The sequence below is a fragment of the Mesorhizobium sp. C120A genome (genome assembly GCF_030323105.1).
In the GTDB taxonomy this organism is placed as follows: Bacteria; Pseudomonadota; Alphaproteobacteria; order Rhizobiales; family Rhizobiaceae; genus Mesorhizobium.
Genome location: NZ_CP100476.1, coordinates 6,521,564 through 6,546,902 on the forward strand (window position 1 = coordinate 6,521,564; position 25,339 = coordinate 6,546,902).

A 25,339-nucleotide genomic window follows, 5' to 3' on the forward strand; every position below is an offset into this window, starting at 1 on the left:
GGTTTACGATTTGCCAATGCCGCGACGGGACCTTATGTCTGGTCAACCAGACTGGCAATGACGGCACCGATGGCACGCGCTTTCCTCTTCGTTCTCGATTCTTTCGGCATTGGCGGCGCCGCCGATGCCGAACCCTATGGCGACGCCGGCTCGAACACATTCGGACATATCGCGCTGGCCTGCGCGGAAGCCCGCGCCGATCGCGAGGGCCTGCGCGAGGGACCGCTGAAGGTGCCCACCATGGTTTCGCTCGGTCTCGGCCGCGCAGCAGAAACCGCAACCGGCTTCCAATTCGACAGCAAAGCCGCTGTTTCAGCCTCCGCTTTCCACGGCGCCGCGCAGGAGATTTCGAGCGGCAAGGATACGCCGTCGGGTCACTGGGAAATCGCCGGGCTGCCCGTGCGGTTCGACTGGGGCTATTTCCCCGATAAGGTGCCCACCTTCCCTGCCGAACTGACCGAAGCGATGATCCGCGAGGGTAAGGTGCCGGGCATTCTCGGCAACTGCCATGCGCCCGGCACGGAGATCATCGAGCGCTTCGGCGAGGAGCATATCCGCACTGGCCAGCCGATCTGCTACACCTCGGTCGATTCCGTCCTGCAGATAGCAGCGCACGAAGTTCATTTCGGCCTGGAGCGGCTCTACGAGTTCTGCAAGACGGTACGCCGGCTGGTCGATCCGCTGAAGATCGGACGGGTGATCGCACGGCCTTTCCTGGGCGAAACATCGGCCACCTTCGAGCGCACCTACAACCGCCATGACTACGCCGTGCCGCCGCCTGAGCCGACGCTGCTCGACCGCTTGACCGGGCGCGGCAGCCGGGTGATCGCGGTCGGCAAGATCGGCGACATCTTCGCCCATCGCGGTATCTCGGAAGTACGCAAGGCGCCCGGCAACATGGCAATGTTCGACAAGGCGCTGGGTGCGATGGACGATGCCGGCGACGGCGACCTGGTGTTCGCCAATTTCGTCGACTTCGACACCGAGTTCGGCCATCGCCGCGACGTCGCCGGCTATGCTGCAGCGCTCGAAGCCTTCGACCGCCGGCTGCCCGAGGCACTGGCAAAGCTGAAGCCGGGCGATCTGCTCATCCTCACCGCCGACCATGGCAACGATCCGACATGGCGAGGCACCGACCACACGCGCGAACGCGTCCCGGTCATCGGCACCGCACCGGGTCTCACGGGCGGCGACATCGGGCTCAGGACCACCTTCGCCGATATCGGCGAGACGGTCGCCGAACACCTCAAGCTGGCGCGCGGCCGCCACGGCGCTTCCTTCCATGCGGCGATAGGCGGCCATGCCTGAACTGCCCGAGGTCGAAACCGTCCGGCGCGGCCTGCAGCCGGTTCTGGAAAGCGCGCGGATCGTACGCGTCGAGGCGCGCCGGCCCGATCTCAGATTTCCGTTTCCGGCGAAATTTGCGCAGCGGCTGACCGGCAAGACGGTCATCGCGCTTGGCCGCCGCGCCAAATATCTCACCATACACCTGGACGATGGCCCGGTGATGATCTGCCATCTCGGCATGTCGGGCTCGTTCCGCATCGAGACCGCCGATGAGAAAGAGACGCCCGGCACGTTCCATCAAGAGCGCTCGAGGAATGCCAAGCACGACCATGTGGTGTTCCATGTCGTGTCGCCTGTCGGCGTCCAGTCTCGCGTGGTCTTCAACGACCCGCGTCGGTTCGGCTTCATGCTGTTTGCGGAAGGCCTGGCCGAGGCGCATCCGATGCTCGCGGGACTGGGCGTCGAGCCGACCGGCAATGCGCTGGAAGGCGCCCTGCTCGCCTCTCTGCTGAAGGGCCGCAGATCGCCGTTGAAGGCGGCGCTGCTCGACCAGAAGCTGATTGCCGGGCTCGGCAATATCTATGTGTCGGAAGCGCTGTGGCGCGCCGGCCTTTCGCCATTGCGCGAGGCAGGCACCATCGCCGGGACCAGCAAGAAGGCCAAGGAACAGAGCGAACGACTGGCCGAGGCAATCCGTTCGGTGATCGCCGATGCGATCGCCGCCGGCGGGTCTTCGCTGCGCGACTATGTGCACACAGACGGGTCGCTGGGCTATTTCCAGCATTCCTTCGCGGTCTACGATCGCGAAGGCGAGCCCTGTCCGACGCCCGGCTGTCGCGGCCACATCGAGCGCATCGTGCAAAGCGGCCGCTCGACCTTTTATTGCCGGACCTGCCAGCGGTAAGCTAGACGGTCCTTCAGTGCCGCAACCAGGAGGCCAGCCCATGAGCTATGAAACCATCATCGTCGAGACGCGCGGCAAGGTCGGCCTGATCACGTTGAACCGGCCTAAGGCGCTCAACGCGCTGAACGCGCAGGTGCTGGCGGATTTGCTGACGGCGGCAAAGGGGTTCGACGCCGATCCCGGCATCGGCGCCATGGTCATCACCGGTTCCGAGAAGGCTTTTGCGGCGGGCGCCGACATCAAGGAAATGCAGGCCGTCACCTACGCGGAGGCCTATGTGCAGGATTTCTTCGTCGGCTGGGAAGAGTTTACCCGTGCGCGCAAGCCGATGATCGCCGCTGTCGCGGGCTATGCGCTGGGCGGCGGCTGCGAACTGGCGATGATGTGCGATTTCATCATTGCCGCCGACACGGCCAAGTTCGGCCAACCCGAAATCACGCTTGGCGTCATTCCCGGCATGGGCGGCTCGCAACGGCTGACCCGCTTTGTCGGCAAGTCGAAGGCCATGGACATGTGCCTGACCGGTCGGATGATGGATGCCGCCGAAGCCGAGCGCAGCGGCCTGGCCTCGCGCGTCGTGCCGGCCGGCGAGTTGATCGAGGAGGCGATGAAGGCCGCGGCCAGGATATCAGAGTTTTCACTGCCATCGGTGATGATGGCCAAGGAGGCAGTCAACCGCGCCTACGAGACGACGCTGGCGGAGGGACTGCGCTTCGAACGCCGGCTGTTCCACTCGCTGTTTGCGCTCGACGACCAGAAGGAAGGGATGGCAGCCTTTGCCGAGAAGCGGAAGCCGAATTTCACCAATCGCTAGAGTGGCGGCGGCGAGGACCAAAAAGAAGCCAAAGCGGCGTTGACGCGCCGGAAAAGCTGAACTATAAGCCGCTCCAACCGAGGCGGCCGTTGGCTGCCCGTTTGTTTTTTGCGCCCTGCGGCATCCCGCATGCGCCCACCAGATCAGAAGAGAGGCATCATGGCCAATACCTCCTCGGCCAAAAAGGCAACGCGCAAGATCGCCCGCCGCGCAGCGATCAACAAGAACCGCCGCTCGCGCGTGCGTACATATGTCCGCCAGGTCGAAGAGGCACTGGCTGCCGGCGACAAGGCAGCCGCGCTGGAAGCCTTCAAGACCGCAGAGCCGGAATTGATGCGCGCCGCGACCAAGGGCGTGATCCATAAGAATACGGCATCGCGCAAGGTGTCGCGTCTGGCTCACCGCCTCAAGGTGCTGTCGGCCTGATTGACCGTTCCTGAACTGTCGTTCTTTCAAACCCGGCCAATCGTGCCGGGTTTTTTCGTTTGCCGGCAAGCACTTAAAAAGAACGGCCGCAAAGCACGCCCGAGCCGCATTCCAGAGTCTGGAATGCTTTGCCGGCACATACACTCCCACTGATATTCCAATCCGCCGAAACGGCCCACGCCAATAAATTTGGCTGTCACAAATTGCTGATATTTTTCAACGACTTGCTGGAAGTGATCCACAGCTTGTTCACATCGCCTGTGGGCGATAGGCAGCAAGTTGGTGTCAAGCGAATTATTTCAGAAAATTTCAAACCGCACAGCCATTTTCATATTCGCGGCAAAAGGGTTTGAATCCCAATGGCTTTGTCAAAATATGCGCTTCCAGCACGGAGCCCGAACCGTTGTTCACTAACCAGATTCCTTAAAAATCCGTTAGAGGTGGCCTTGCCCTATCCACAGCGATTTCGGTAATGTCGGTCTATCGAAAGGGACGGGCCATTAGCCCTTAACCCAGCCTGAATCGGCCAGCTAACAGTGGCAGAATTCATGACGTGGATCAATTCCGCGAACGGGTATGGCTTGCCTTTTCGATACGATAGGGGACTGGCGTAATTGTACATGGCAGCTTGATGGCGCACCGGCGTTTTCGCCGGGTAGCACCGCTTTGCCCGAACATGTCAGACGGACTGGCTTTAAGCAGCCGGGACCCATCCCATTCTGACGAGGCAACGTCATCCGCCGGCGGCGGCGGTGGTGTTGTAGCGAAGATACGGTCGCCGGAAACATGGGTGCAGGAGGCGCACTCCCGGCGGAAAAAAGGTACAAAGGAAAAGGGACGCACAATCATGCAGAGCGGCATCGAGCGGGAGCTTACGGGCGACCTGCCATTTCCCGGAACATTGGTCGGAGCGCACGATATGGCGGCTTCCAGCGACGCGGAACAGAAGTTCGACCGGGTCAAGGCCCAGTTGAAGGCGCGCCTGGGAACCGAGGTCTATTCGAGCTGGTTCGGCCGTATGAAGGTGGCTGAGGCTTCCCGGGGCATTGTACGCATCTCGGTGCCCACGGCCTTCCTGCGCTCGTGGATCAATGGCCATTATCTCGATCTCATCGCCGATCTGTGGAAGCACGAGGATCCCGAAATCCTCAAGATCGAGATGGTCGTGCGCACCGCGACCCGTCCTGCCCGCAATGGCGTCGAACCCGAGGCCGTGCCGGCGCGCAAGATGACCAAGCATACGCAGACCGCATTGGCGGCCGGCACGGTCGGCCCCGGCAGGGTGGAGCGGGCGCCCGCCCCTCGTCCCGGCACGCCGATCGAGAGCGAATTCCGGCACAATGTGCTGGGGTCGCCGCTCGACCCGCGCTACACGTTCGGCTCCTTCATCGAAGGCCCGTCGAACCGGGTGGCTTTCGCCGCAGCCAAAGCCGTGGCGGAATCGCAGTCGAGCGCGGTGCGCTTCAACCCGCTGTTCCTTCATGCGACCGTCGGGCTCGGCAAGACGCACCTTTTGCAGGCGATTGCGGCCGAATCCCTGAAACAGAACCCGAAATCGCGCGTCGTCTATCTGACGGCCGAATATTTCATGTGGCGCTTCGCCACCGCGATCCGCGACAACAATGCGCTGACGCTGAAGGAACAGCTGCGCGACATCGACCTCTTGATCATCGACGACATGCAGTTCCTGCAGGGCAAGTCGATCCAGCACGAATTCTGCCATCTCATCAACATGCTGCTCGACAGCGCCAAGCAAGTGGTGGTTGCCGCTGACAGGCCGCCGTCGGAACTGGAATCGCTGGAACCGCGGGTGCGCTCGCGCCTCAATGGCGGTGTCGCGCTGGAAATGTCGGCGCCGGACTTCGCCATGCGCATAGGCATGCTCAAACTTCGGCTTGCCACCGCCAAGGTTGACGATGCATCGCTCAATATTTCGGAGGAGATCCTCAACCATGTCGCCCGCACGGTGACCGGCAGCGGTCGTGAGCTGGAGGGCGCGTTCAACCAACTGCTGTTTCGTCAGTCGTTCGAGCCGGCGATCACCATCGACCGCATCGACGAGATCCTGGGGCACATCTATCGCTCTGGCGAGCCGAAGCGGGTGCGCATCGAGGACATCCAGCGCATCGTGGCGCGCCACTACAATGTGTCGAAGACCGAGTTGCTGTCCAACCGGCGCACGCGCACCATCGTGAAGCCCAGGCAGGTCGCCATGTACCTGTCGAAGGTATTGACGCCGCGCTCGCTGCCGGAGATCGGCCGGCGGTTCGGCGGGCGCGACCACACCACGGTGCTGCATGCGGTGCGCAAGATCGAGGACCTTTCCGGCGTCGACAACACGCTGGCGCAGGAACTGGAACTGTTGCGCAGGCTGATCAACGACCAAGCCTGATCGGCGCGGCAAACGGTCGTCGCGCTTTAAATTTTCTTGTTTTGATGCATGTCGTTGTCCCAAAACCGCTGCGCAGTTTTCGGCGACATGCATCGGTTGCCGGCCAACGTCCGCTTTATCCCCAGAAAGCCCGCTTAACCGGCGCGAACCGGTGGCCCGGACTTGCGTTTGCTGGCTTTTTCCTGTCAGTTTGCATAGATTCTGAGCCTGTTCAGACCTTTCGCGGGGCGCCGCCCACTGGTGACCCGTCCATTCATTCAAGCGAGCCTGTTTCGTCATGCGTGTTATCCTGGAACGGTCCAATCTCCTGAAGTCGCTCAACCACGTTCATCGCGTGGTCGAGCGGCGCAATACCATACCGATCCTGTCGAACGTGCTGCTCAGCGCCGAGGGCGCCAGCCTTGAAATGAAAGCCACCGACCTCGACCTCGAAGTGACCGAAGCGACGCCGGCAAAGGTCGAGCGCGGCGGGGCGACGACGGTTCCGGCGCACCTGCTCTACGACATCGTGCGCAAGCTGGCCGACGGCGCCGAAGTGATGCTGAAGACCGACGAGGACGGCAACGCCATGACGGTAACGTCGGGCCGCTCGAGCTTTCGCCTGCAATGCCTGCCGCAGTCCGATTTCCCGGAGCTTTCGGCGGGATCCTTCTCACACATCTTCCGGCTCGATTCCGTCGCCCTGAGAGGCCTTATCGAAAAGACCCAGTTCGCCATCTCCACCGAAGAGACGCGCTACTATCTCAACGGCATCTACCTGCACACGCATGAAACTGGCGGCAAGCTGAAGCTGCGTTCGGTGGCGACCGACGGCCACCGCCTGGCGCGCGCCGAGATCGACGCTCCGGCCGGGTCCGAAGGCATGCCGGGCATCATCATTCCGCGCAAGACGGTCAGCGAATTGCAGAAGCTGGTCGACGATCCCGATGTCGCGGTGACCACCGAATTGTCCGACACCAAGATCCGCTTCACCATCGGCAGCGTGGTTCTGACCTCGAAGCTGATCGACGGCACTTTCCCGGACTACCAGCGCGTCATTCCGACCGGCAACGACAAGAAGCTGATCATCGACCGCCAGAGCTTCGCCGCCGCCGTCGATCGCGTCTCGACCATTTCCTCCGAGCGCGGCCGCGCGGTGAAGCTTTCGATCACCGAAGGCCAGGTGACGCTTGCCGTCAACAATCCGGATTCGGGCAGCGCCACCGAGGAACTGGCGGCCGACTATTCGTCCGACCCGATCGAGATTGGCTTCAACGCCAAATATCTGCTCGACGTCGCTGCTCAACTCACCGGCACGGAAGCCAAGTTCATGCTGGCCGATGCCGGCTCGCCGACGCTGATCCACGACATGGCCGATGAGACCGCGCTCTACGTGCTGATGCCGATGCGGGTGTAGCCGCACTGCGGCACACTGCAGCATAGTGATTGCGGCGACTTCTATAGGCGGATAGCGGTTGCCGGAACAAAATCACATAAGTAAGCTCACACTTACGAATTTCCGCAATTATGCGGCGTTGTCGATCGGCTTTTCACCCGGCGCGGTGGTGTTTTCCGGCGACAATGGCGCCGGCAAGACCAATCTCCTGGAAGCCATCTCGCTGCTGACGCCTGGCCGCGGCCTGCGCCGGGCGCCCTATGTCGACGTGGCCCGCGAAGGCGGCGATGGCGGCTTTGCGCTGCACGCAAGGCTCGACGGGCCGGAGGGGCAGGTCGAGATCGGCACCGGCATCACCGGGGGTGAAGCGGCCGGCGAGGGCGGTCGCAAGGTGCGCATCAATGGCGCGCCGGCACGGTCGGCCGACGCCATGCTGGAATGGCTGCGCGTGGTCTGGCTGACGCCGGCCATGGACGGCCTGTTCCCGGGGCCTGCCGCGGACCGGCGGCGCTTTCTCGACAGGCTGGTGCTTGCGATCGATCCCGGCCACGGCCAGCGCGCGCTCGACTATGAGAAGGCGATGCGCGGACGTAACCGATTGCTTACGGAAGGTTCGCGAGACGGCGCATGGTTCGACGCCATCGAGATGCAAATGGTCGAAACCGGCGTGGCGATTGCCGCGGCGCGCGCCGAGCTGGTGCGCCTGCTGGCCGCCATGATCGACAGGTTGCCGTCCAGCGGGCCGTTTCCGCAAGCCGACATCAGCCTCTTCGGCGACCTTGAAAGCCATGTCGCCTCAGCACCCGCTGTGGATGTCGAGCAACGCTATCGCGACGCCCTTGCCGACGGCCGCGAGCGCGACCGCGCCGCCGGACGCACGCTCGACGGCCCGCACCGTTCGGATCTACTGGTGCGCCACCGCCCCAAGGCGATGCCGGCCGAACTCTGCTCGACCGGAGAGCAGAAGGCGCTGCTGGTCGGCATCGTGTTGTCGCACGCAAGGCTGACCGGCGAGATGTCGGCGATGACGCCGATCCTGTTGCTCGACGAGATTGCCGCGCATCTCGATGCCGGCCGGCGCGCCGCGCTGTTCTCGATCCTGGAGGAGCTGAACTGCCAGGCCTTCATGACCGGAACCGACGCCGCGCTGTTTTCCAGCCTGAGGGGACGCGCGCAGTTCCTCACCGTCGACCACGGCACGGTTGGGCCAACCGAAGAGACCTGACAAGGTTTTTGCTCCGCTATATGGTCGGGCAATGACCCCTGCCGCCCTCACCGACGAAGAACTCGAACGCTATGCCCGCCACATCGTGCTGCCCGAGATCGGCGGCGCCGGCCAGCAGCGGCTGAAGCGCGCACGGGTGCTGGTGATCGGCGCCGGCGGCCTCGGCGCACCGGTGCTGGAATATCTCGCTGCCGCGGGCGTCGGCACACTTGGCATCGTTGATGACGACATTGTCTCGCTGTCCAATCTGCAGCGGCAAGTGATCCACGCCACCGATACTGTCGGCGCGGCGAAGACCGAGAGCGCCAAAGCAGCGATCGCCCGGATCAATCCCCATGTCGCGGTGGAATTGCACGATTTCAGGCTGACGGCCGACAATGCTGCCGTTCTCGTCGCGCGCTACGACGTGGTCGTCGACGGCTCCGACAATTTCGAGACGCGCTATGTGGTGGCGGATGCCTGCGCGGCGGAAAAGCGGCCGCTCGTGCATGCCGCCGTCGGCCGCTTCGACGGCTCGGTGACGGTGTTGATGCCGTTCGGGACCGGCGCCGACGGCAGACCGAACCCTGGATATCGCGACCTCTTTCCTGAAGCGCCGCCGGAAGGACTGGTGCCGTCCTGCGCGGTGGCCGGGGTCGTCGGTGCGCTGACCGGCGTCATCGGCACCTTGCAGGCAATGGAAGCCATCAAGCTGATCACCGGTATCGGCGAACCACTGGTCGGCCGGCTGCTGCTCTACGATGCACTGTCGGCGCGCTTCGACACGATCCGCTACAAGAGAAGCTGACCGCATGGATCAGCCTGCCAGTGTTTTGGTCACGCAGCTCGCCCCGGCTTCGACCGCTGGGACGAACTGCTCAGCCTGATCATGCGCGCCTTTGCACCGATGGACGGCGTCATCGACCCGCCCTCCTCGGCACATCTGCTGAACGCCGGAAACCTCAGGGACAAGGCTGGCCGAGAGACCGTGTTGCTGGCCCTGCAGGATGACAGGATCGCCGGCTGCGTTTTCGCGCTGGAGAGAGCCGATGATTTCTACATCGGCAAGCTCGCCGTCGAACCTGAGCTTCAAGGGCAAGGCATCGGCAGGCGGCTGATGCAGGCTGTCGAATTTCTCGCCCGCAGCCGGAACAAACCGGCCATCGAACTGCAGACGCGAATCGAACTGACCGTAAATCATGCAACCTTTGCCGGTCTCGGCTTTCGCGAGACTGAACGCACCGCGCATGACGGCTATGACCGGCCGACCTCGATCACCTTGCGCAAGGAGTTGGCGTGAGCCTTGCACTCAGCTCACAGGAGCAGACAGTCGCCTCCGGCCATGACGGGGCGGCGATGGCGATGCGCATCGTTGCCGAAAGCGCTGCGCTGCTCGGCGCGCCGCGACTTATCCCGATCGCCTCGACGCATATAGACGGCGCGCTCTATCACGGCGATTCCGGCACGCTGTTTGCCGAAAGGCTGGTCGATAGCGGCGCCAGGGTCGCGGTGCGCTCGACGCTCAATGTCGGCGCGCTCGACCTGATGGGCTGCTCGCGCGTGCGCCTCGAAGAGCCGGCGCGCGGCATGGCGCGACGAATGATGGAGGCCTACCGCAAACTGGGCTGCGAGCAGAGCTGGACCTGCGCGCCCTATCAGGCCGGCCACAGGCCGGCGCTTGGCAGCGATGTCGCCTGGGGTGAATCCAACGCGGTGGTGTTCTGCAATTCGGTTCTGGGGGCACGCACCAACCGCTATGGCGACTTCCTCGACATCGCCTGCGCCATATCGGGCCGCGCGCCGGATTACGGCCTGCATCGCCCCGAGAACCGGCAGGCACGGCTGTTGTTCGATGTGTCCGGCCTATCCGCCTCGTTCCTTGGCTCCGAGATCGCCTGGCCGGTGCTGGGCAACCTCTACGGCCGTGAGGTCGGCAATGCGATCGGCGTCGTCACCGGCATATTCAGCCATCCCGGCGAGGATGCGCTGAAGGCCTTCGGCGCGGCTGCGGCATCGTCGGGCGCCGTCGGCCTGTTCCACATTGCCGGCGTGACGCCCGAGGCGCCCGACGCCGAGACCATCCTGGTGGGCGGCAGGCCGGAAACGATGATCCGCGTAACGCCGGAGATGGCCATGAAGGCCCGCGCCGGCCTGTCCACCGCAGCCACGCAGACCGCCATCGATGCCGTGGCGATCGGCAGTCCGCATCTGTCTTTGGCCGAATTCGATGCACTTGAGCGGCTGATTGGCGGGCGGCGGCTCAGCGTGCCGATTTACGCCTGCACCGGCCGCCACGTGCTCACCAGGCTGGAGCAGAACGGCAAGCGCAAGATGCTCGAAGCCAGCGGCGTCATCATCGTCGCCGACACCTGCGTGGTGGTGACGCCGATCCTGCCGGATCTGGCCGGCGGCGTGCTGATGACCAATTCGGGAAAATTCGCGCAATATGCCCCGGGCAATACCGGCTACGCCGTGCTTTACGGTTCGCTGGCCGACTGCGTCGAAAGCGCCGTCACGGGTAAGCCGCGATTTACGGATATCGCCGCATGAGCGCCGCAGCCGAAATTCTGGTGCCTGGCAGTGGCGGCGAAGGCGCAGCCCTGGTGTTGACCGCGCCGATCAGCTTCTGGGGCGGCGTCGATCCGAAGAGCGGCCGCATCGCCGATGTCCGTCACCCGCAGCATGGCGAAACCATTTCCGGGCGCGTGCTGTTCCTGCCCGGCACGATCGGCTCGTCCTCAGCGTCAGCCGTGCTGATGGAACTCGTCCACAATGGCCATGCGCCGACGGCACTCGTGCTGCACGAGCCGGACGCGATCCTGCTGCTTGGCTTGATTGTGGCCAGGGAAATGGGCTGGCCGACGCCGGTAGCGCTCAGGCTCAGGCGCGACGCTTTTGAGGCCTATCGCGGCAAGCGTGTGAGTGTCGCGGCGGATGGCGCCCTCACAACCGCATCCTGAACGCGGCCCGCTTCAAGTCCGTAGCGGCAGCACGCGGTCCGGCGGCCGGTGGCCGTCGAAGAAGGCGCGGATGTTGATGATCACCTTCTCGCCCATGTCGATGCGGCCCTCGATCGTCGCGGAACCCATATGCGGCAAAAGCACGACTTTGTTCTTGGCGGCAAGCTTCAGCAGTTTCGAGTTCAGCGCCGGTTCGTGCTCGTAGACGTCGAGCCCGGCCCCGGCGATCTTGCCGTCCTGGATAAGCTTGACCAGCGCTTCCTCGTCGATGATGTCGCCGCGCGCGGTGTTGACCACATAGGCGGTGGGCTGAAGCAGAGCCAGGCGCCGCGCCGAAAGCAGATGAAAGGTCGCCGGCGTCGACGGGCAATTGACCGAGATGATGTCCATGCGGGCAAGCATCTGGTCGAGGCTTTCCCAATAGGTCGCCTCCAGCCCTTCCTCGACCGCCGGCAGCACGCGATGGCGGTTATGGTAGTGGATGGACAGGCCGAAAGCCTTTGCGCGCCTAGCAACAGCGGTGCCGATGCGGCCCATGCCGACAATGCCGAGGCGCTTGCCCCAGATGCGCCGGCCGAGCATCCAGGTCGGCGACCAACCGGCCCATTTCTTGTCGCTGGTGAGCACATTGGCGCCTTCGGCCAGCCGCCGCGGGCCGGCCAGCATCAGCGCCATGGTCATGTCGGCCGTATCTTCGGTCAGCACGTTCGGCGTGTTGGTGACGGTAATGCCTTTTTTGGCCGCCGCAGCGACATCGATCTTGTCGACGCCATTGCCGAAATTGGCGATCAGCTTGAGATTGTCGCCGGCCTGGGCAATCAGCGCCGCATCGATCTGGTCGGTGATGGTCGGCACCAGCACATCGGCTTCCTTGATCGCCGCGACCAGCTCCGGCTGCGTCATCGGGCGGTCCTCGACATTCAGCCTGGCGTCGAAGAGTTCGCGCATGCGGGTCTCGACCGGATCGGGCAGCTTGCGCGTGATGACGACGAGAGGCCGTTTTTTGCCTGCCATTGTTTCCTCGAACCCGATCTCGTTGAGACCTCTTTAACCAAGACAGGCGAAACTGAATACCGGTCGCGGTGCCTGCCACTCCTGTAACAAGCGGTGCCGCCGAAGACAAAGAAAAAGGGGCGCCCGGACCAAAGGGCACGCGCCGAAAGGAATGAAAGTGTCTGGTTTCGCGTCGCTTCGCCTGATCCTCAGCGCAGCGCTTCTCGGCGCTCTCCTGCATTTCCCGCAAGCCGCGGCGCAAGGTGCCGCCGCACCTGTGCAGACGGTCACGCTCGGGCCGAGCGGCCTGCCACTGCCGCGTTTCGTCAGCCTGAAATCGGCTCGCGTCAACTCGCGCGTTGGGCCCGGCGCCAACTATTCCGTCGACTGGATGTACACAAAGGCCGGCCTGCCGATGGAGATCATCCAGGAATTCGATACCTGGCGGCGCGTGCGCGATGCCGATGGCTCGGAGGGTTGGATCAACCAGTCGCTGCTGTCGGGCCGCCGGACCGCGATCGTCGCCCCCTGGCAGCGCACCAAGGGGGGCCGAATCAATCTGCTCGACGATGCCGACAAGGACGCCAGCGTCATCGCCATCATCGAGCCGGGCGTTACGGGCACGATCAAAACCTGCGATGGCCAGTGGTGCGAAATGACCTTCGACGGCCACACCGGCTGGATCGCCCAGTCGCAGGTGTGGGGCGCCTATCCCGGCGAGCACGTCAAGAATTGAGATTGCTGGAGGCCTAACGGCCGATACGGCCGAGATGGGTGTCCTGAAAACCGGTCGACAGTTTGAGACCGTAGCCGAGCGCGCGGTCGACGGCGATGTGGATGATCCAGATCAGACCAATCGCGGTCGCCGTCGAATTGGCCAGAACATATCCGGCGAGCGCCAGCAACAGCGGGACGATCAATATGTGCAAGGCATTGTAAGCGACAGCGCCGATCCGTGCCCCGGCGAGATAGCCCAGCATCGACAGGTCTGGCGCCAGGATAAGCAGGGCGAACAGCCACCAGGAAACGCCTGACGCGGCATAGGCGACTATAGCCACGACCGCGACCGCAACCCATTCGAGCCGGATTGCAAAATCGACAGGTTTCACGGGTTGGGGCTTAAACGCTGCGTTTCGGGCGCAGCCTCACCACGATGTCGACATTGGCGATCTCCATACCTGCGGGTGGCTCCGGCAGGTTGGAGACGGTCACCGGACCGCTTTCTATATCGAAGATCCTGTTTTCGCCTTCGATGTAAAAATGATGGTGATCGGAGGTGTTGGTGTCGAAATAGGTCTTGGACCCCTCGACCGCCAGGATGCGCAGCAGGCCGGCCTGGGTGAACTGGTGAAGCGCGTTGTAGACGGTGGCGAGCGAGACCGGCACGCCGGCGGCGACCGCCTCTTCATGCAGTTCCTCGGCCGAAAGGTGGCGGTCGCCCTTGGCAAACAGCAGATCGGCCAGCGCAATGCGTTGGCGTGTCGGCCTGAGGCCGGCTTCGCGAACCCGCTTGTCCACAGCGACATTTTCCTTCCGGCAGCCCAGATCCATCTATCCGTCCAAGCCCACAGTTCTGCCTCAAGACACGCCCAGAGTGGCGAAAAAACGTCATCAACCGAAACTGGATACCTCCCGACATATATTCTGTTGGCGGAATACGATCAATAGAGCGACGTGCGTCCAGTTGGACGCACTAAGTGCGCTCTATTGCTTTTTTGGCGTCACATCGTGCTTTCCGGAATCGAAATCGATTTCGGGCCGATGCGAGAGCGCGCATTGACCCGGGCAGACGGGCGGGTTAAGCGCAAACGCCGGTTTCCGGCCCGAAAGGGATTGTGTTAGGAAACCAACGACAAGGGCGCCCCACCGCCCGGGACATTATGGGGACGAGACATATGGCGGGTTCGAAATCCAACTACGGTTATGAGGAATTGCTTGCCTGCGCCCGCGGCGAACTGTTCGGGCCCGGCAACGCCCAGCTACCCTACCCGCCCATGCTGATGTTCGACCGCATCACCGAGATCAGCGAGACCGGCGGCGCCCACGACAAGGGCTTCATCCGCGCCGAATTCGACATCAAGCCGGACCTGTGGTTCTTCGCCTGCCATTTCATCGGCAATCCGATCATGCCTGGGTGCCTGGGCCTCGATGCCATGTGGCAATTGACGGGGTTCTACCTCGGCTGGCTCGGCGAGCCGGGCAAGGGCATGGCGCTGTCGACCGGCGAAGTGAAGTTCAAGGGCATGGTGACGCCTTCGGTCAAGAAGGTGGAATACGGCATCGATTTCAAGCGCGTCATGCGTGGACGCCTGGTGCTCGGTATCGCCGATGGCTGGCTTAAGGCCGACGGCGAACCCATATACGCTGCGACAGACCTCAAGGTGGGGCTGTCCAAGCAATCGGCCGCCTGACCGGCGCCACTGCAGCGGCGCGTTCTTCCGAGACGCAACGCCGCTGCGGCATTTTGATTTTGCGTATGATCGCCGGCGAAAACCGACTAGGGTTTCGGGATCATCCGCTGGAAGGAGTTGCGAATGAGAAGGGTCGTCGTCACAGGCCTCGGCATCGTATCGTCGATCGGCAACAACGCCAACGAGGTGCAATCCTCGCTCCATGATGCCAAATCAGGTATCAGCTTCTCCGATTCCTTCGCCGAACACGGCTTCCGCTGCCAGGTCTGGGGTGCGCCGACGCTCGACCCGACCCCTATGATCGACCGGCGTGCCATGCGCTTCCTGAGCCAGGGCGCGGCCTGGAACCATGTCGCGATGGACCAGGCGATCGCCGACGCCGGGCTTGGCGAAAGCGACATCACCAATGAGCGCACCGGCATCGTCATGGGCTCGGGCGGCCCCTCGACCCGCACCATCGTCGAGGCGGCCGAGACCACGCTCAAGAACAACAGCCCCAAGCGCATCGGTCCGTTCGCGGTGCCGAAGGCGATGTCGTCGACCGCATCTGCGACGCTCGCCACCTGGTTCAAGATCCACGGCGTCAACTATTCGATCTCGTCGGCCTGCTCGACCTCGGCGCATTGCATCGGCAACGCCTACGAACTGATCCAGTGGGGCAAGCAGGATGTGATGTTTGCCGGCGGCCATGAAGACCTCGACTGGACGATGTCGGACCTGTTCGATGCCATGGGCGCGATGTCGTCGAAGTATAACGATCGTGCGCCGACAGCTTCCCGCGCGTATGACGCCAATCGCGATGGCTTCGTCATCGCGGGCGGCGCGGGCGTCCTCATCCTGGAGGAGCTCGAACACGCCAAGGCGCGCGGCGCCAAGATCTACGCTGAGATCGTCGGCTATGGCGCAACGTCGGACGGTTACGACATGGTGGCGCCGTCGGGCGAAGGCGCGGTGCGCTGCATGCGCCAGGCTCTGGCGACGGTGTCCACGCCGGTCGACTACATCAACACCCACGGCACCTCGACGCCGGTCGGCGATTCCCGGGAAATGGGCGCCATCCGAGAGGTGTTCGGCGACACGATGCCGTTCATCACCTCGACCAAGTCGCTGACCGGCCATTCGCTGGGTGCCGCCGGCGTACAGGAATCGATCTACTCGATCCTGATGATGCAAGGCGGCTTCATCGGCGAGAGCGCCCATATCGAAAACCTCGATCCCGAATTCGAGGGCATGCCGATCGTGCGCAAGCGCATCGACGACGCCAGGATCGACACGGTTTTGTCCAACTCGTTCGGCTTCGGTGGCACCAACGCAACGCTGATTTTCCAGCGCTATTCCGCATAAGGCCAGCGTTTTTTTTGTAGGGGATTGCCGGCCATGGACGGACTGATGAAGGGCAAGCGCGGGCTTGTCATGGGCGTCGCCAACGATCATTCGATCGCCTGGGGCATCGCCAGGAAATTGTCCGAACACGGAGCGGAGCTTGCCTTCACCTATCAGGGCGACGCATTCGGGCGCCGCGTCAAGCCGCTTGCCGAGAAGCTTGGCGCGTCTTTGGTGGTGCCCTGTGACGTCGAGGACAGCGCATCGGTCGCCGCCACCTTCGAGACGCTCGGCAAGGAATGGGGCGGGCTCGACTTCGTCGTCCACGCCATCGGCTTTTCCGACAAGAACGAGCTCAAAGGGCTCTACGCCGACACCAGCCGCGACAATTTCGTCCGCACCATGGTCATCTCCTGCTACTCCTTCACCGAGGTCGCCCGCCATGCCGCCCCGCTGATGAGCGAAGGCGGCGCGATGATCACGCTGACCTATGCCGGCTCTGTCCGCGTCATGCCGAACTACAACGTCATGGGCGTCGCCAAGGCCGGGCTGGAAGCCAGCGTGCGCTATCTCGCCAACGATTATGGCCCGCGCGGCATCCGGGTGAACGGCATATCGGCGGGACCGGTGCGTACTTTGGCCGGCGCCGGAATCTCGGACGCCCGCCACATGTACTCCTACCAGCAGCGCAACTCGCCGCTGCGCCGCACGGTGACCATCGACGAGGTCGGCGGCTCGGCGCTCTATCTTTTGTCCGACCTCTCGTCAGGCGTCACCGGCGAAATCCATTATGTGGATTCCGGCTATCACATCGTGTCGATGCCAACCCTGGATGAGTTGAAGCAGACCGACAGCGTACGCGATTAACTCACCAGTAAAATTAGATGCATCGGCGGAAACTCATTTTAAGGAGATATCCGCTAGAAGTCCTATGGGCTTGGGCTCTGCGCGTTCTTGCTGGGCGCAAAGGATGCTTTAGCCTTTATGAATTTGCGCTTGATATTTCCCGAAGTCGAGTTGATTTCGGGATCATGCGACAGGGACTGAGCAATGCCTGCTGTCAGCAACCCGAAGCGAACACCTGTGTTCCGGCTGCTCACCGTCGCCAGTTCGGGCCTTGGCAGTTTCATCCTTGGGCTTTGGGGCCTCCGGCATGGTTTCGGGGACGGCTTTGCCGGCATGCAGGCGGAAACCATGATCGGCATCGCGTCGGCGCTATGCGCGCTGGCCGCCGCCGGTGCTGCCTTGTCCTTCTTCGCCGGCGTCGATGAATCGGTGGACTACGTTTTCAACGAAACCCATTTCGACAAGCTGACCGGGCTTTTTGCGCGGCCGGCGATGGTCGGCAGGATTGCCGACGCGGCGTCCGCGACGATCAGGACCGGTGAGCCGGTGTTCCTCATCGACATCGACATCGACCGCTTCAAGCAGATCAACGACGCCATCGGCTACAGCCATGGCGACGAACTGATCCGCGGCTTCACCAAGCGGTTGAAGGCCTGCATGCCCGAAGGTGCGGTCATGGGGCGCATCGGCGCCGGCGAGTTCGCTATCCTTGTCTGGGAACACCAACTCCAAAGGTCCATGGAAAGCACCGTCGAAACCATGATCGAGGAGATGCTGAAGCCGTACCAGCTCGATTCCCACCTGCAGTCGGTCGGCCTGTCGGTCGGCATCGTGGCGATGCCAAAGGATGGCGTCGATCCGGTCCTCATCCTGCGCCGCTCCAACCTGGCGCTGCAGAATGCCCGCGCCGGCGGCGTGGGCAACTGGTCGGTCTTCCATTCCGACATGGGCCAGGTCGCCGACTACCGCCACTGGATCGAATCCGAACTGCACATCGCCTTCGACCGTGGCGATTTCGACCTTCATTACCAGCCGCAGCTCGACCTGCCGACCGGCCGTGTCGTCGGCTACGAGGCGCTGATCCGCTGGAAGCACCCGGAACGCGGCATGATCCCGCCGATGGAATTCATTCCTATCGCCGAAGAGACCGGCATGATCCACCCGATCGGCAATTGGGTGCTGAACAAGGCCTGCAGCGATGCCCGTCATTTGCCCGAGGACTGCTTCGTTGCCGTCAACATCTCGCCGGTCCAGTTCAGGACCAAGGATTTCGTCGGTATCGTGCGCGACACGATGGCCAGCACCGGCATCAAGCCGTCGCGGCTGGAGCTCGAAGTGACCGAGACGGCGATGATGCAGGACCGCGACCGCGCCGCCATCATCCTGCAGCAGCTTGCCGACATGGGCATTTCGGTGGCCGTCGACGATTTCGGCACCGGCTATTCCAATCTCAGCTACCTGATCGACTTCGCCTTCGGCAAGCTGAAGATCGACCGCTCGTTCGTCAGCCGCATCGACACCGATTCGAATTCGGGCGCCGTCGTCTCTACCATCGTCGGCCTGTCGCGGGCGCTCGGCGTCGGCATCATCGCCGAAGGCGTCGAGACCGAGAACCAGGCGACGCTTTTGCGAGCAGCTGGTTGCGAGATGGTGCAAGGCTATCTGTTCGGCAGGCCGGCGCCGCTCAAGATCAAGCCTGGCGATATCAGACCGACCATTCCCGTCCACGAGCCGGCGCGCATCGTCAGCATGCATTGAGGCGACCGGCACCGTCCTATCGGCGCGCGGAGAAAACCTTGAACATGCCGTCGCGGGCGAGCTCGGCATGGCTGGAGAAGACGGCCTTCAGAACCGGTTCGTAAGGCAGCTGACGGTTCGCCACCATGAACAGCCGCCCGCCCGGCTTCAGCGCCTTGCCCGCCGCCTGGATCATGCCGGCGCCGATTTCCGGCTCGGCCGCCCGGCTGCGATGGAAGGGCGGGTTCATGACGATGGCATCATAGCGCCGCTCGACCGGCTCGCTCAGCAGATCGGTCCAAAAGAAGCCGGGCTCGAAGCCTGTCTGGCCGATATTGCCCTTGGCCGCCTCAAGCGCGTCGAAATCCGCTTCGTAAAGGTCGAGCCCCGTTATACCGGATGAACGTGCCGCGACCTCGGCGGCGACATAACCCCAGCCGGCGCAGAAATCCGCAATGTTGCCGCGCAGGTCTTTGGGCAGGTTGTCGACCAGAAGTTTCGAGCCGGCGTCGATCCGGTCGAAGGAGAACATGCCGGGCGCGGTGCGGAAGCGGTCCTCTACGACCAAGGCGGGATTGGCGACGCGCAGTTTTTCCGCAGCCGCCAGATCGACCGGACGGCGAAGCCAGAAGGCGATGCCGTGATATTTCGGCAGATGCCCTTCGATCGGAACAAGCTCGTCGATGCGCTTGCGCAGGCTGGCGATGCCTTCGTCCTTGCCGCCGGCGACAATGATCAGACCGCCCGGCGTGACGCGTTCGATCGCCTCGGCAATACGCATCTCGTTTAGCCCACGATGGCGGCCGGCAAGCACGAGCGCTGCATCGAATGCATCGCCTTCCGCGCGCGGCGTTACCTTGTGGCCGGCACGCTCCAGCGCTCGGAGATACGGCCGGAAACCCTGTGCAAGATGGAGCTCTGCCTCGAAGCCTTCCGGCAAGCGGAAGCCGGGCTCCGCACCCAGGAACAACACACGCTCGCCCTTTTGCGGCAGAGGGAGCCCCTCGGCCTCGAAGGGATGGAACAGTGTCTTCAGCGGCTCAGCGGCCATTCTTCGATTCTCATGTCGTAGACGGGTCTTAAACGAAAACGGGCGCGACATAAGCCGCGCCCGTTCAACTCTATTGTCAGACCACTCAGGCGGCGTTTTCTTCGCCTTCGGCCTTCTTGTCGCGGGCGATTTCCTTGCCGGTGGCCTGGTCGACGACCTTCATCGACAGGCGGACCTTGCCGCGCTCGTCGAAGCCCATCAGCTTGACCCAGACCTTGTCGCCTTCCTTGACGACGTCCGAGGTCTTGGCGACCCGGTCGTTGGCAAGCTGCGAGATGTGGACGAGGCCGTCACGCGGACCGAAGAAGTTGACGAAAGCGCCGAAGTCGGCGGTCTTGACGACCGTGCCTTCGTAGATTTCGCCGACTTCCGGCTCGGCGACGATGGTATGGATCCACTTCTTGGCCGCCTCGATCTCCTTGGCGTTCGACGAAGCGATCTTGACCGTGCCGTCGTCCTCGATGTTGATCTTGGCGCCGGTCTTCTCGACGATCTCGCGGATAACCTTGCCGCCGGAGCCGATCACGTCGCGGATCTTGTCGGTCGGGATGTGCATGACCTCGATGCGCGGTGCGAACTCACCGAGTTCGGGGCGGGCGCCGGTCAGAGCATGCGCCATCTCGCTGAGGATATGCTGGCGGCCATCCTTGGCCTGGTCCAGCGCGATCTTCATGATCTCCTCGGTGATGCCCTCGATCTTGATGTCCATCTGCAGCGAGGTGATGCCGCCTTCGGTACCGGCGACCTTGAAGTCCATGTCGCCGAGGTGATCTTCGTCACCCAGGATGTCGGACAGAACCGCGAAGCGCTCGCCTTCCTTGATCAGGCCCATCGCGATACCAGCAACCGGCTTGGCCAGCGGAACGCCGGCATCCATCAGCGCCAGCGATGTGCCGCAGACGGTGGCCATCGACGACGAACCGTTGGACTCGGTGATCTCCGAGACGACGCGCAGCGTGTAGGGGAACTGGTCCGCGCTCGGCAGCATCGGACGGATGGCGCGCCAGGCGAGCTTGCCGTGGCCGATTTCGCGGCGGCCCGGCGAACCCATGCGGCCGGTCTCGCCGACGGAGTAGGGAGGGAAGTTGTAGTGAAGGAGGAACTTCTCCTTGTACATGCCGGTCAGCGAATCGACATACTGCTCGTCCTCGCCGGTGCCCAGCGTGGCAACGACCAGCGCCTGGGTCTCGCCGCGGGTGAACAGCGCCGAACCGTGCGTGCGCGGCAGGACGCCGACTTCCGAGACGATCTTGCGGACAGTCTTGAGGTCACGGCCATCGATGCGCGAACCGGTGTCGAGAATGTTCCAGCGCACGACCTTGGCCTGGAGTTCCTTGAACACCGAACCGATCTGCTCGGAGGTGTACTTGGCGTCTTCGCCTTCGGCCGGAGCGAACGCTGCCTTGACCTTCGCCTTGACGGCGTCGACGGCGGCGTAACGCTTCTGCTTATCGACGTTCTTGTAGGCATTGCTGAGCTCGTCGCCGACGATCTTCAGCATTTCGGCTTCAAGCGCGGAGTAGTCCGGCGCTGTGAAATCGCGCGGCTCCTTGGCGGCAACTTCGGCCAGCTTGATGATGGCGTCGATCACCGGCTGGAAGCCCCTGTGGCCGAACATGACGGCGCCGAGCATCAGCTCTTCGCCGAGTTCCTTGGCTTCGGACTCGACCATCAGCACGGCGTCGGCGGTGCCGGCGACAATGAGGTCGAGCCTGGATTCCTGCATCTCGTCGACATGCGGGTTGAGCACGTATTCGCCGTTGATGTAGCCGACGCGAGCGCCGCCGATCGGGCCCATGAAGGGAACGCCCGACAGCGTCAAAGCGGCCGAGGTGGCGACGATCGACAGGATATCGGGATCGTTCTCGAGGTCATGCTGGACGACGGTGACGACGATCTGGGTGTCGTTCTTGTAGCCGTCGGCGAAGAGCGGGCGGATCGGGCGGTCGATCAGGCGGGAAACCAGCGTTTCCTTTTCGCTCGGACGTCCCTCGCGCTTGAAGTAGCCGCCCGGGATCTTGCCGGCGGCGTAGGTCTTTTCCTGGTAGTTGACGGTCAGCGGGAAGAAATCGAGGCCTGGCTTCGGCTCCTTCATCGAAACGACGGTGGCGAGAACCTTGGTTTCGCCATAGGTCGCAAGCACCGCGCCGTCAGCCTGACGTGCGATCTTGCCGGTTTCCAGGATGAGCGGACGGCCGCCCCATTCGATTTCCACTTTGTGGTAGTTGAACATATCTTGTCCTTAATAAGCGGAAAGGGCCGCGCCGTTTCACGGTGCGCGGATGCCCTTTCCCTGGCTTCCTTTCTCGGGCAGCCACGGGCAAGACAACGGGAAGCTCGGGTAGATTTCGGCGCTGGTTAGCGCACGAGCGTCCTGCAATCCTGCCCCATGACCGTCCATGGGCGGTTTCGAGTGGCCTCTGCGCGCTCGAAACCGGGTCTAGCCAATCGATGCGACTGGCAGAATGCGCGACCGGCGGGCTCTCCTTCGAAAGCCCGCCGGTCAATTCGTCAACGGCGCAGACCGAGCTTCTCGATCAACGTCTGATAGCGCGCGTCATCCTTGCGCTTGAGATAATCAAGCAGGCTGCGGCGCTGGGAGACGAGAGCGAGCAGACCACGGCGGGAATGGTTATCCTTCTTGTGGTCCTTGAAGTGGTCGGTCAGGTTCTTGATGCGCTCGGAAAGGATGGCCACCTGGACTTCCGGAGACCCGGTATCGCCCTTGGCGGTTGCGAATTCACCCATCAATTCCTGTTTGCGCTCGGCAGTAATCGACATCGTGTTTTTCCTTATCTGTTTGAGGAAACGGGTCGCCCTCAGCCGGGATGTCGTCCAGCAGGGGCCGGTGCAAGCAAAGCGACATGGCGCGATGCTGCGGCGCATATAGGGCAATTCCCCGGAAAACACCAGCCCATTCATAAAGCCGGCTTGTCGCAGCCCTTTGCTCGGGAATCCAGGATTCCCCTGACACCGAAACCTTACAGCCACTTCTTGCTTTTGAAGAAGACGATCAGCCCGACAGCAACGGCCAGCATGAACAGCAGCGAAGCCGGGTAGCCATAGTAGGCTTTCAGTTCCGGCATGTTCCACGGCGAGATCTCGGGATCGAAATTCATCCCCCAGATACCGACCAGGAAGGTTAGCGGCATGAAGATCACCGAGACGATGGTGAGATAAGAGATGACGTCGTTGGTACGCGCCTGGCTCAGCGACAAATGCATTTCGATCAAGCCGGTCAGCATATCACGCTGGTTCTCGACCAGCTCGATCAGCCGCAATGCGTGGTCGAGCGTGTCGTTGAAGAAGATTTTCGTCTCCGGCTTCACATAGGGCACGTCGTTGCGGATCAGCGTCGCCAGCGCGTCGCGCATCGGCCACAGCACGCCCTTGAGCACATTGGCGTCGCGCCGCAATTCGTGCAGCTGGCGCATCTGATGCTTGTGAGGCGTGTTGAGCATCTCGTCCTCGATGCCATCGACCTCCTCGCTAGCGGCCTCAATCGGCGGGAAATAGCTGTCGACGATGGAGTCGATGAGCGCATAGGCCAGATAGTCGGCGCCGCGCATCCGCAAGCGGTTGGGCAACGCTGCGGCGATGCGCTTGCGCACGGGGTCGAACGGATCGCCTTCGCGCTCCTGGAAGGTGACGACGAATTTCTTGCCGAAGAACACCGCGATCTGCTCATAGCGATGCACCTTGACGTCGTCGATCATGCGCATGACGACGAAGGCGTGGTCCTCGAAGAAGTCGACCTTCGGCCGCTGGCCGGTGTTGACGACATCTTCCAGAGCCAGTGGATGCAGGTTGAAGATCCGGCCGATCTCCTCGATCAGCTGGATGTTGGCGAGACCGGTGCAGTCCAGCCAGACGACCGGCCAATTGTCGCAATGGGTGTTGAGATCGTCGATGCTGGCATCGTTGATGGTCTTGAATTTTTCAGGCGAAATCAGCGTCAGCCGCAGCTCGGACCGTCGCGCCGCCGGATCGGCGATCAGCGTGCCGGGCGAGGCGCCAACCGGCGGCCGGCGCGTTGTCACCGGCGCCCGCTTCTTCACCGCCTCAGCCTTTGCCATGTGCCCCTCGGATGTGACGTCGACGTAAGACTAGACGAGAGTGGTCAGCCGGCAAAGACCCGCTTCGGCTTGAACATGCCTTGCTCGATGGCGCCGATGGCGACAAGCTTGCCGCGCGCGGTGGCGCAGGCTTCCTCGGCTTCCACGGGCGCGTCGCGGCCGCGGATGATGACGGGATTGCCAAGGCGGATCTTGGTCGCCGCTTCGTCGCTGATGGCGATCTGGGGCAGGCAGTCGAGCGCGGCGGCCGTGTCGACAAGCAGCGCATCGATGGCGCCAAAGTCGATCGGCGCATCGGCAACATCGGCGTCGCCCTCTCCGTCAGCTTCGCGCTGTTCGCCGAAACGGGCGACTTCCAGTTCGGCGAGGGTGACGAAATCCTCCTGGGTGAACGGCTCGACCTCGACCCGGCGCAATTCGGCGATATGACCGAAGCAGCCGAGGTCGCGGCCCATGTCGCGGGCCAGCGAGCGCACATAGGTGCCCTTGCCGCATTCGACCTCGAACAAAGTGTGGTCGGCAGCGTGCTCGACGATGTCCAGACGGCCGATCTCGATCTCGCGCGCGGGGATGTCGACCGCCTCGCCCCCACGGGCGAGATCGTAGGCGCGTTCGCCTGATATCTTGATGGCCGAGAATTGCGGCGGTGTCTGCATGATGACGCCGGTGTAGTTCGGCAGCAGCGCCCTGACGTCGTTTTCCGCCGGACGGCGGTCGGAACTTTGCGTCACCGGGCCTTCGAGATCGTCGGTCGAACGCTCCTCGCCCCAAGCGACGGTGAACCGGTAGATCTTGGCGCCGTCCTGCACATAAGGCACGGTCTTGGTTGCCTCGCCGAGCGCGATCGGCAGCATGCCAGAGGCCAGCGGGTCGAGTGTGCCGGCATGGCCGGCCTTTTCGGCCTGGAAAAGCCATTTGATCTTGGAGACGGCTTCGGTCGAACCCATGCCAACCGGCTTGTCCAGCACCACCCAGCCGGAGATCGGCCGGCCCTTCTTCTTGCCGCGGCGCCCCACTATTTCTCGTCCTTGTCGTTGTCTTCGCCATCGGCACCCAAGTCTCGCGCGACTTCGGGCGATTTCAGCAAATCGTTGATCCTGGCGAAATTGTCGAAGGACGTATCGAGCTTGAAGCGGAACTCCGGCATGAATTTCATCTGGCGGAGCGCGCCGGAGACGCGGCCACGGACGAACTTCGCATGCTTGTTGAGCGCGTCGATGACCGCACCCGTGTCCTTGGCGCCGAGCGGCGAAACGAAGGCCGTTGCGACCCTCAGATCAGTCGACATGCGCACTTCCGAGACCGAAACCACGGTGTTCTCGATCAGCGGGTCGATAATCTCGCCGCGCTGCAAGGTTTCCGACAGCGCATGGCGCACCTGTTCGGCGACGCGAAGCATGCGCTGGGATGGGCTGGAGGCGGTTGGACGGGGCATTTTTCTCAATCCGGAAAGCGTGAGGCGCGGGATGGGACCGTGCCGCATGTCTCATACTTGTTTCTATGCATGTCGTTTATCCCGCACTTTTGGGCGACAGGCATT

At 63.0% G+C, this 25,339-nt stretch carries 26 protein-coding genes; 16 read left to right on the forward strand and 10 right to left on the reverse strand.

Annotated elements, in window-relative coordinates; genetic code table 11:
* Positions 1-69: 69 nt before the first annotated feature.
* The 4 genes from NL532_RS31550 to rpsT all read left to right on the forward strand — a co-directional run bounded on the left by NL532_RS31550 (position 70) and on the right by rpsT (position 3,431).
* Positions 70-1,308, forward strand: a complete 1,239-nt coding sequence (locus tag NL532_RS31550; protein WP_023828444.1) for a phosphopentomutase — start codon at positions 70-72, stop codon at positions 1,306-1,308.
* Positions 1,301-2,191: a bifunctional DNA-formamidopyrimidine glycosylase/DNA-(apurinic or apyrimidinic site) lyase gene (gene mutM, locus NL532_RS31555; RefSeq protein WP_023681993.1), complete on the forward strand. Its 891-nt coding sequence runs from the start codon at positions 1,301-1,303 to the stop codon at positions 2,189-2,191. Before NL532_RS31550 ends, mutM begins: the two co-directional genes overlap by 8 nt.
* Positions 2,192-2,231: 40 nt before the next feature.
* The gene (locus NL532_RS31560; RefSeq protein ID WP_023681994.1) at positions 2,232-3,005 is read left to right on the forward strand and encodes an enoyl-CoA hydratase; all 774 of its coding nucleotides are present in this window, start codon (positions 2,232-2,234) and stop codon (positions 3,003-3,005) included.
* A 159-nt stretch (positions 3,006-3,164) separates the two neighbouring features.
* On the forward strand, positions 3,165-3,431 hold the full coding sequence (rpsT, locus tag NL532_RS31565) for a 30S ribosomal protein S20 (protein ID WP_023681995.1): 267 nt from the start codon (positions 3,165-3,167) through the stop codon (positions 3,429-3,431).
* A 26-nt stretch (positions 3,432-3,457) separates the two neighbouring features.
* Here rpsT and NL532_RS31570 read toward each other — a convergent pair whose 3' ends face one another.
* Positions 3,458-3,673, reverse strand: a complete 216-nt coding sequence (locus NL532_RS31570) for a hypothetical protein (protein ID WP_155923752.1) — start codon at positions 3,671-3,673, stop codon at positions 3,458-3,460.
* Between the two features lie 605 nt (positions 3,674-4,278).
* Between NL532_RS31570 and dnaA the strand changes: the two genes are divergently transcribed.
* The 7 genes from dnaA to NL532_RS31605 all read left to right on the forward strand — a co-directional run bounded on the left by dnaA (position 4,279) and on the right by NL532_RS31605 (position 11,362).
* The gene (dnaA, locus tag NL532_RS31575; protein ID WP_031195619.1) at positions 4,279-5,823 is read left to right on the forward strand and encodes a chromosomal replication initiator protein DnaA; all 1,545 of its coding nucleotides are present in this window, start codon (positions 4,279-4,281) and stop codon (positions 5,821-5,823) included.
* A gap of 277 nt (positions 5,824-6,100) precedes the next feature.
* The gene (gene dnaN / locus NL532_RS31580) at positions 6,101-7,219 is read left to right on the forward strand and encodes a DNA polymerase III subunit beta (protein WP_023669575.1); all 1,119 of its coding nucleotides are present in this window, start codon (positions 6,101-6,103) and stop codon (positions 7,217-7,219) included.
* A gap of 58 nt (positions 7,220-7,277) precedes the next feature.
* Positions 7,278-8,423: a DNA replication/repair protein RecF gene (recF, locus tag NL532_RS31585; RefSeq protein WP_023669574.1), complete on the forward strand. Its 1,146-nt coding sequence runs from the start codon at positions 7,278-7,280 to the stop codon at positions 8,421-8,423.
* A 31-nt stretch (positions 8,424-8,454) separates the two neighbouring features.
* Positions 8,455-9,210 (forward strand): molybdopterin-synthase adenylyltransferase MoeB, encoded by a 756-nt coding sequence (locus NL532_RS31590; protein WP_023828445.1) that lies wholly within the window; start codon positions 8,455-8,457, stop codon positions 9,208-9,210.
* Between the two features lie 81 nt (positions 9,211-9,291).
* Positions 9,292-9,702 (forward strand): GNAT family N-acetyltransferase, encoded by a 411-nt coding sequence (locus tag NL532_RS31595; protein ID WP_023828446.1) that lies wholly within the window; start codon positions 9,292-9,294, stop codon positions 9,700-9,702.
* Positions 9,699-10,952: an aconitase X gene (locus NL532_RS31600; protein WP_023828447.1), complete on the forward strand. Its 1,254-nt coding sequence runs from the start codon at positions 9,699-9,701 to the stop codon at positions 10,950-10,952. The genes NL532_RS31595 and NL532_RS31600 overlap by 4 nt, the downstream gene beginning before the upstream one ends.
* Positions 10,949-11,362, forward strand: coding sequence for an aconitase X swivel domain-containing protein (locus tag NL532_RS31605; protein ID WP_023828448.1), 414 nt, complete (start codon positions 10,949-10,951; stop codon positions 11,360-11,362). The genes NL532_RS31600 and NL532_RS31605 overlap by 4 nt, the downstream gene beginning before the upstream one ends.
* Before the next feature lie 12 nt (positions 11,363-11,374).
* Here NL532_RS31605 and NL532_RS31610 read toward each other — a convergent pair whose 3' ends face one another.
* Complete coding sequence (locus NL532_RS31610; protein ID WP_023738187.1) at positions 11,375-12,376, reverse strand: 2-hydroxyacid dehydrogenase; 1,002 nt, start codon at positions 12,374-12,376, stop codon at positions 11,375-11,377.
* A gap of 157 nt (positions 12,377-12,533) precedes the next feature.
* Between NL532_RS31610 and NL532_RS31615 the strand changes: the two genes are divergently transcribed.
* On the forward strand, positions 12,534-13,091 hold the full coding sequence (locus NL532_RS31615) for an SH3 domain-containing protein (RefSeq protein ID WP_023703477.1): 558 nt from the start codon (positions 12,534-12,536) through the stop codon (positions 13,089-13,091).
* Positions 13,092-13,104: 13 nt separating this feature from the next.
* Here the strand turns inward: NL532_RS31615 and NL532_RS31620 are convergent, their stop codons facing one another.
* Together NL532_RS31620 and irrA are read right to left on the reverse strand one after the other, a co-directional pair.
* A complete protein-coding gene (locus NL532_RS31620) occupies positions 13,105-13,464 on the reverse strand; it encodes a DUF4260 domain-containing protein (protein WP_023669568.1) in 360 nt (119 codons plus the stop codon).
* Between the two features lie 10 nt (positions 13,465-13,474).
* Positions 13,475-13,906 carry an iron response transcriptional regulator IrrA gene (irrA, locus tag NL532_RS31625; protein ID WP_023688734.1) on the reverse strand — a complete coding sequence of 144 codons (432 nt, stop codon included), beginning with the start codon at positions 13,904-13,906 and terminating at the stop codon, positions 13,475-13,477.
* 344 nt (positions 13,907-14,250) lie between these two features.
* Here irrA and fabA point away from each other — a divergent pair, with 344 nt between their 5' ends.
* From fabA to NL532_RS31645, 4 genes are all read left to right on the forward strand, one after another.
* Positions 14,251-14,766 (forward strand): 3-hydroxyacyl-[acyl-carrier-protein] dehydratase FabA, encoded by a 516-nt coding sequence (fabA, locus tag NL532_RS31630; RefSeq protein ID WP_023745272.1) that lies wholly within the window; start codon positions 14,251-14,253, stop codon positions 14,764-14,766.
* A gap of 123 nt (positions 14,767-14,889) precedes the next feature.
* Entirely contained in the window at positions 14,890-16,110 is a 1,221-nt protein-coding gene (fabB, locus tag NL532_RS31635; protein ID WP_023696728.1) for a beta-ketoacyl-ACP synthase I, read from the forward strand.
* A gap of 33 nt (positions 16,111-16,143) precedes the next feature.
* A complete protein-coding gene (fabI, locus tag NL532_RS31640) occupies positions 16,144-16,956 on the forward strand; it encodes an enoyl-ACP reductase FabI (protein WP_023669564.1) in 813 nt (270 codons plus the stop codon).
* Positions 16,957-17,139: 183 nt separating this feature from the next.
* Positions 17,140-18,693: a putative bifunctional diguanylate cyclase/phosphodiesterase gene (locus tag NL532_RS31645; RefSeq protein WP_023688736.1), complete on the forward strand. Its 1,554-nt coding sequence runs from the start codon at positions 17,140-17,142 to the stop codon at positions 18,691-18,693.
* Between the two features lie 16 nt (positions 18,694-18,709).
* Here the strand turns inward: NL532_RS31645 and NL532_RS31650 are convergent, their stop codons facing one another.
* The 6 genes from NL532_RS31650 to rbfA form a co-directional block, all read right to left on the reverse strand.
* Positions 18,710-19,723 (reverse strand): class I SAM-dependent methyltransferase, encoded by a 1,014-nt coding sequence (locus NL532_RS31650; protein ID WP_023828449.1) that lies wholly within the window; start codon positions 19,721-19,723, stop codon positions 18,710-18,712.
* Positions 19,724-19,808: 85 nt separating this feature from the next.
* Positions 19,809-21,956 carry a polyribonucleotide nucleotidyltransferase gene (pnp, locus tag NL532_RS31655; RefSeq protein ID WP_023682005.1) on the reverse strand — a complete coding sequence of 716 codons (2,148 nt, stop codon included), beginning with the start codon at positions 21,954-21,956 and terminating at the stop codon, positions 19,809-19,811.
* Positions 21,957-22,234: 278 nt separating this feature from the next.
* Positions 22,235-22,609 carry a 30S ribosomal protein S15 gene (gene rpsO / locus NL532_RS31660; protein WP_280790898.1) on the reverse strand — a complete coding sequence of 125 codons (375 nt, stop codon included), beginning with the start codon at positions 22,607-22,609 and terminating at the stop codon, positions 22,235-22,237.
* A gap of 95 nt (positions 22,610-22,704) precedes the next feature.
* Entirely contained in the window at positions 22,705-23,799 is a 1,095-nt protein-coding gene (gene corA, locus NL532_RS31665; protein WP_023738181.1) for a magnesium/cobalt transporter CorA, read from the reverse strand.
* 44 nt (positions 23,800-23,843) lie between these two features.
* Positions 23,844-24,815 carry a tRNA pseudouridine(55) synthase TruB gene (gene truB, locus NL532_RS31670; RefSeq protein ID WP_023821531.1) on the reverse strand — a complete coding sequence of 324 codons (972 nt, stop codon included), beginning with the start codon at positions 24,813-24,815 and terminating at the stop codon, positions 23,844-23,846.
* Positions 24,815-25,234 carry a 30S ribosome-binding factor RbfA gene (gene rbfA / locus NL532_RS31675; protein WP_023669558.1) on the reverse strand — a complete coding sequence of 140 codons (420 nt, stop codon included), beginning with the start codon at positions 25,232-25,234 and terminating at the stop codon, positions 24,815-24,817. The genes truB and rbfA overlap by 1 nt, the downstream gene beginning before the upstream one ends.
* Positions 25,235-25,339: the final 105 nt, after the last annotated feature.

What these genes read in the sequence shown, in the direction of transcription:
- fabB (WP_023696728.1), top strand. Translation starts at nt 14,890, where the DNA reads ATGAGAAGGGTCGTCGTCACAGGCCTCGGCATCGTATCGTCGATCGGC.
- rpsO (WP_280790898.1), bottom strand. Translation starts at nt 22,609, where the DNA reads ATGCGCCGCAGCATCGCGCCATGTCGCTTTGCTTGCACCGGCCCCTGC.
- pnp (WP_023682005.1), bottom strand. Translation starts at nt 21,956, where the DNA reads ATGTTCAACTACCACAAAGTGGAAATCGAATGGGGCGGCCGTCCGCTC.
- dnaA (WP_031195619.1), top strand. Translation starts at nt 4,279, where the DNA reads ATGCAGAGCGGCATCGAGCGGGAGCTTACGGGCGACCTGCCATTTCCC.
- fabA (WP_023745272.1), top strand. Translation starts at nt 14,251, where the DNA reads ATGGCGGGTTCGAAATCCAACTACGGTTATGAGGAATTGCTTGCCTGC.
- NL532_RS31605 (WP_023828448.1), top strand. Translation starts at nt 10,949, where the DNA reads ATGAGCGCCGCAGCCGAAATTCTGGTGCCTGGCAGTGGCGGCGAAGGC.
- NL532_RS31590 (WP_023828445.1), top strand. Translation starts at nt 8,455, where the DNA reads ATGACCCCTGCCGCCCTCACCGACGAAGAACTCGAACGCTATGCCCGC.
- dnaN (WP_023669575.1), top strand. Translation starts at nt 6,101, where the DNA reads ATGCGTGTTATCCTGGAACGGTCCAATCTCCTGAAGTCGCTCAACCAC.
- rpsT (WP_023681995.1), top strand. Translation starts at nt 3,165, where the DNA reads ATGGCCAATACCTCCTCGGCCAAAAAGGCAACGCGCAAGATCGCCCGC.
- NL532_RS31650 (WP_023828449.1), bottom strand. Translation starts at nt 19,723, where the DNA reads ATGGCCGCTGAGCCGCTGAAGACACTGTTCCATCCCTTCGAGGCCGAG.
- NL532_RS31595 (WP_023828446.1), top strand. Translation starts at nt 9,292, where the DNA reads ATGCGCGCCTTTGCACCGATGGACGGCGTCATCGACCCGCCCTCCTCG.
- NL532_RS31610 (WP_023738187.1), bottom strand. Translation starts at nt 12,376, where the DNA reads ATGGCAGGCAAAAAACGGCCTCTCGTCGTCATCACGCGCAAGCTGCCC.
- NL532_RS31645 (WP_023688736.1), top strand. Translation starts at nt 17,140, where the DNA reads ATGCCTGCTGTCAGCAACCCGAAGCGAACACCTGTGTTCCGGCTGCTC.
- corA (WP_023738181.1), bottom strand. Translation starts at nt 23,799, where the DNA reads ATGGCAAAGGCTGAGGCGGTGAAGAAGCGGGCGCCGGTGACAACGCGC.
- irrA (WP_023688734.1), bottom strand. Translation starts at nt 13,906, where the DNA reads ATGGATCTGGGCTGCCGGAAGGAAAATGTCGCTGTGGACAAGCGGGTT.
- rbfA (WP_023669558.1), bottom strand. Translation starts at nt 25,234, where the DNA reads ATGCCCCGTCCAACCGCCTCCAGCCCATCCCAGCGCATGCTTCGCGTC.
- NL532_RS31550 (WP_023828444.1), top strand. Translation starts at nt 70, where the DNA reads ATGGCACGCGCTTTCCTCTTCGTTCTCGATTCTTTCGGCATTGGCGGC.
- mutM (WP_023681993.1), top strand. Translation starts at nt 1,301, where the DNA reads ATGCCTGAACTGCCCGAGGTCGAAACCGTCCGGCGCGGCCTGCAGCCG.
- fabI (WP_023669564.1), top strand. Translation starts at nt 16,144, where the DNA reads ATGGACGGACTGATGAAGGGCAAGCGCGGGCTTGTCATGGGCGTCGCC.
- NL532_RS31560 (WP_023681994.1), top strand. Translation starts at nt 2,232, where the DNA reads ATGAGCTATGAAACCATCATCGTCGAGACGCGCGGCAAGGTCGGCCTG.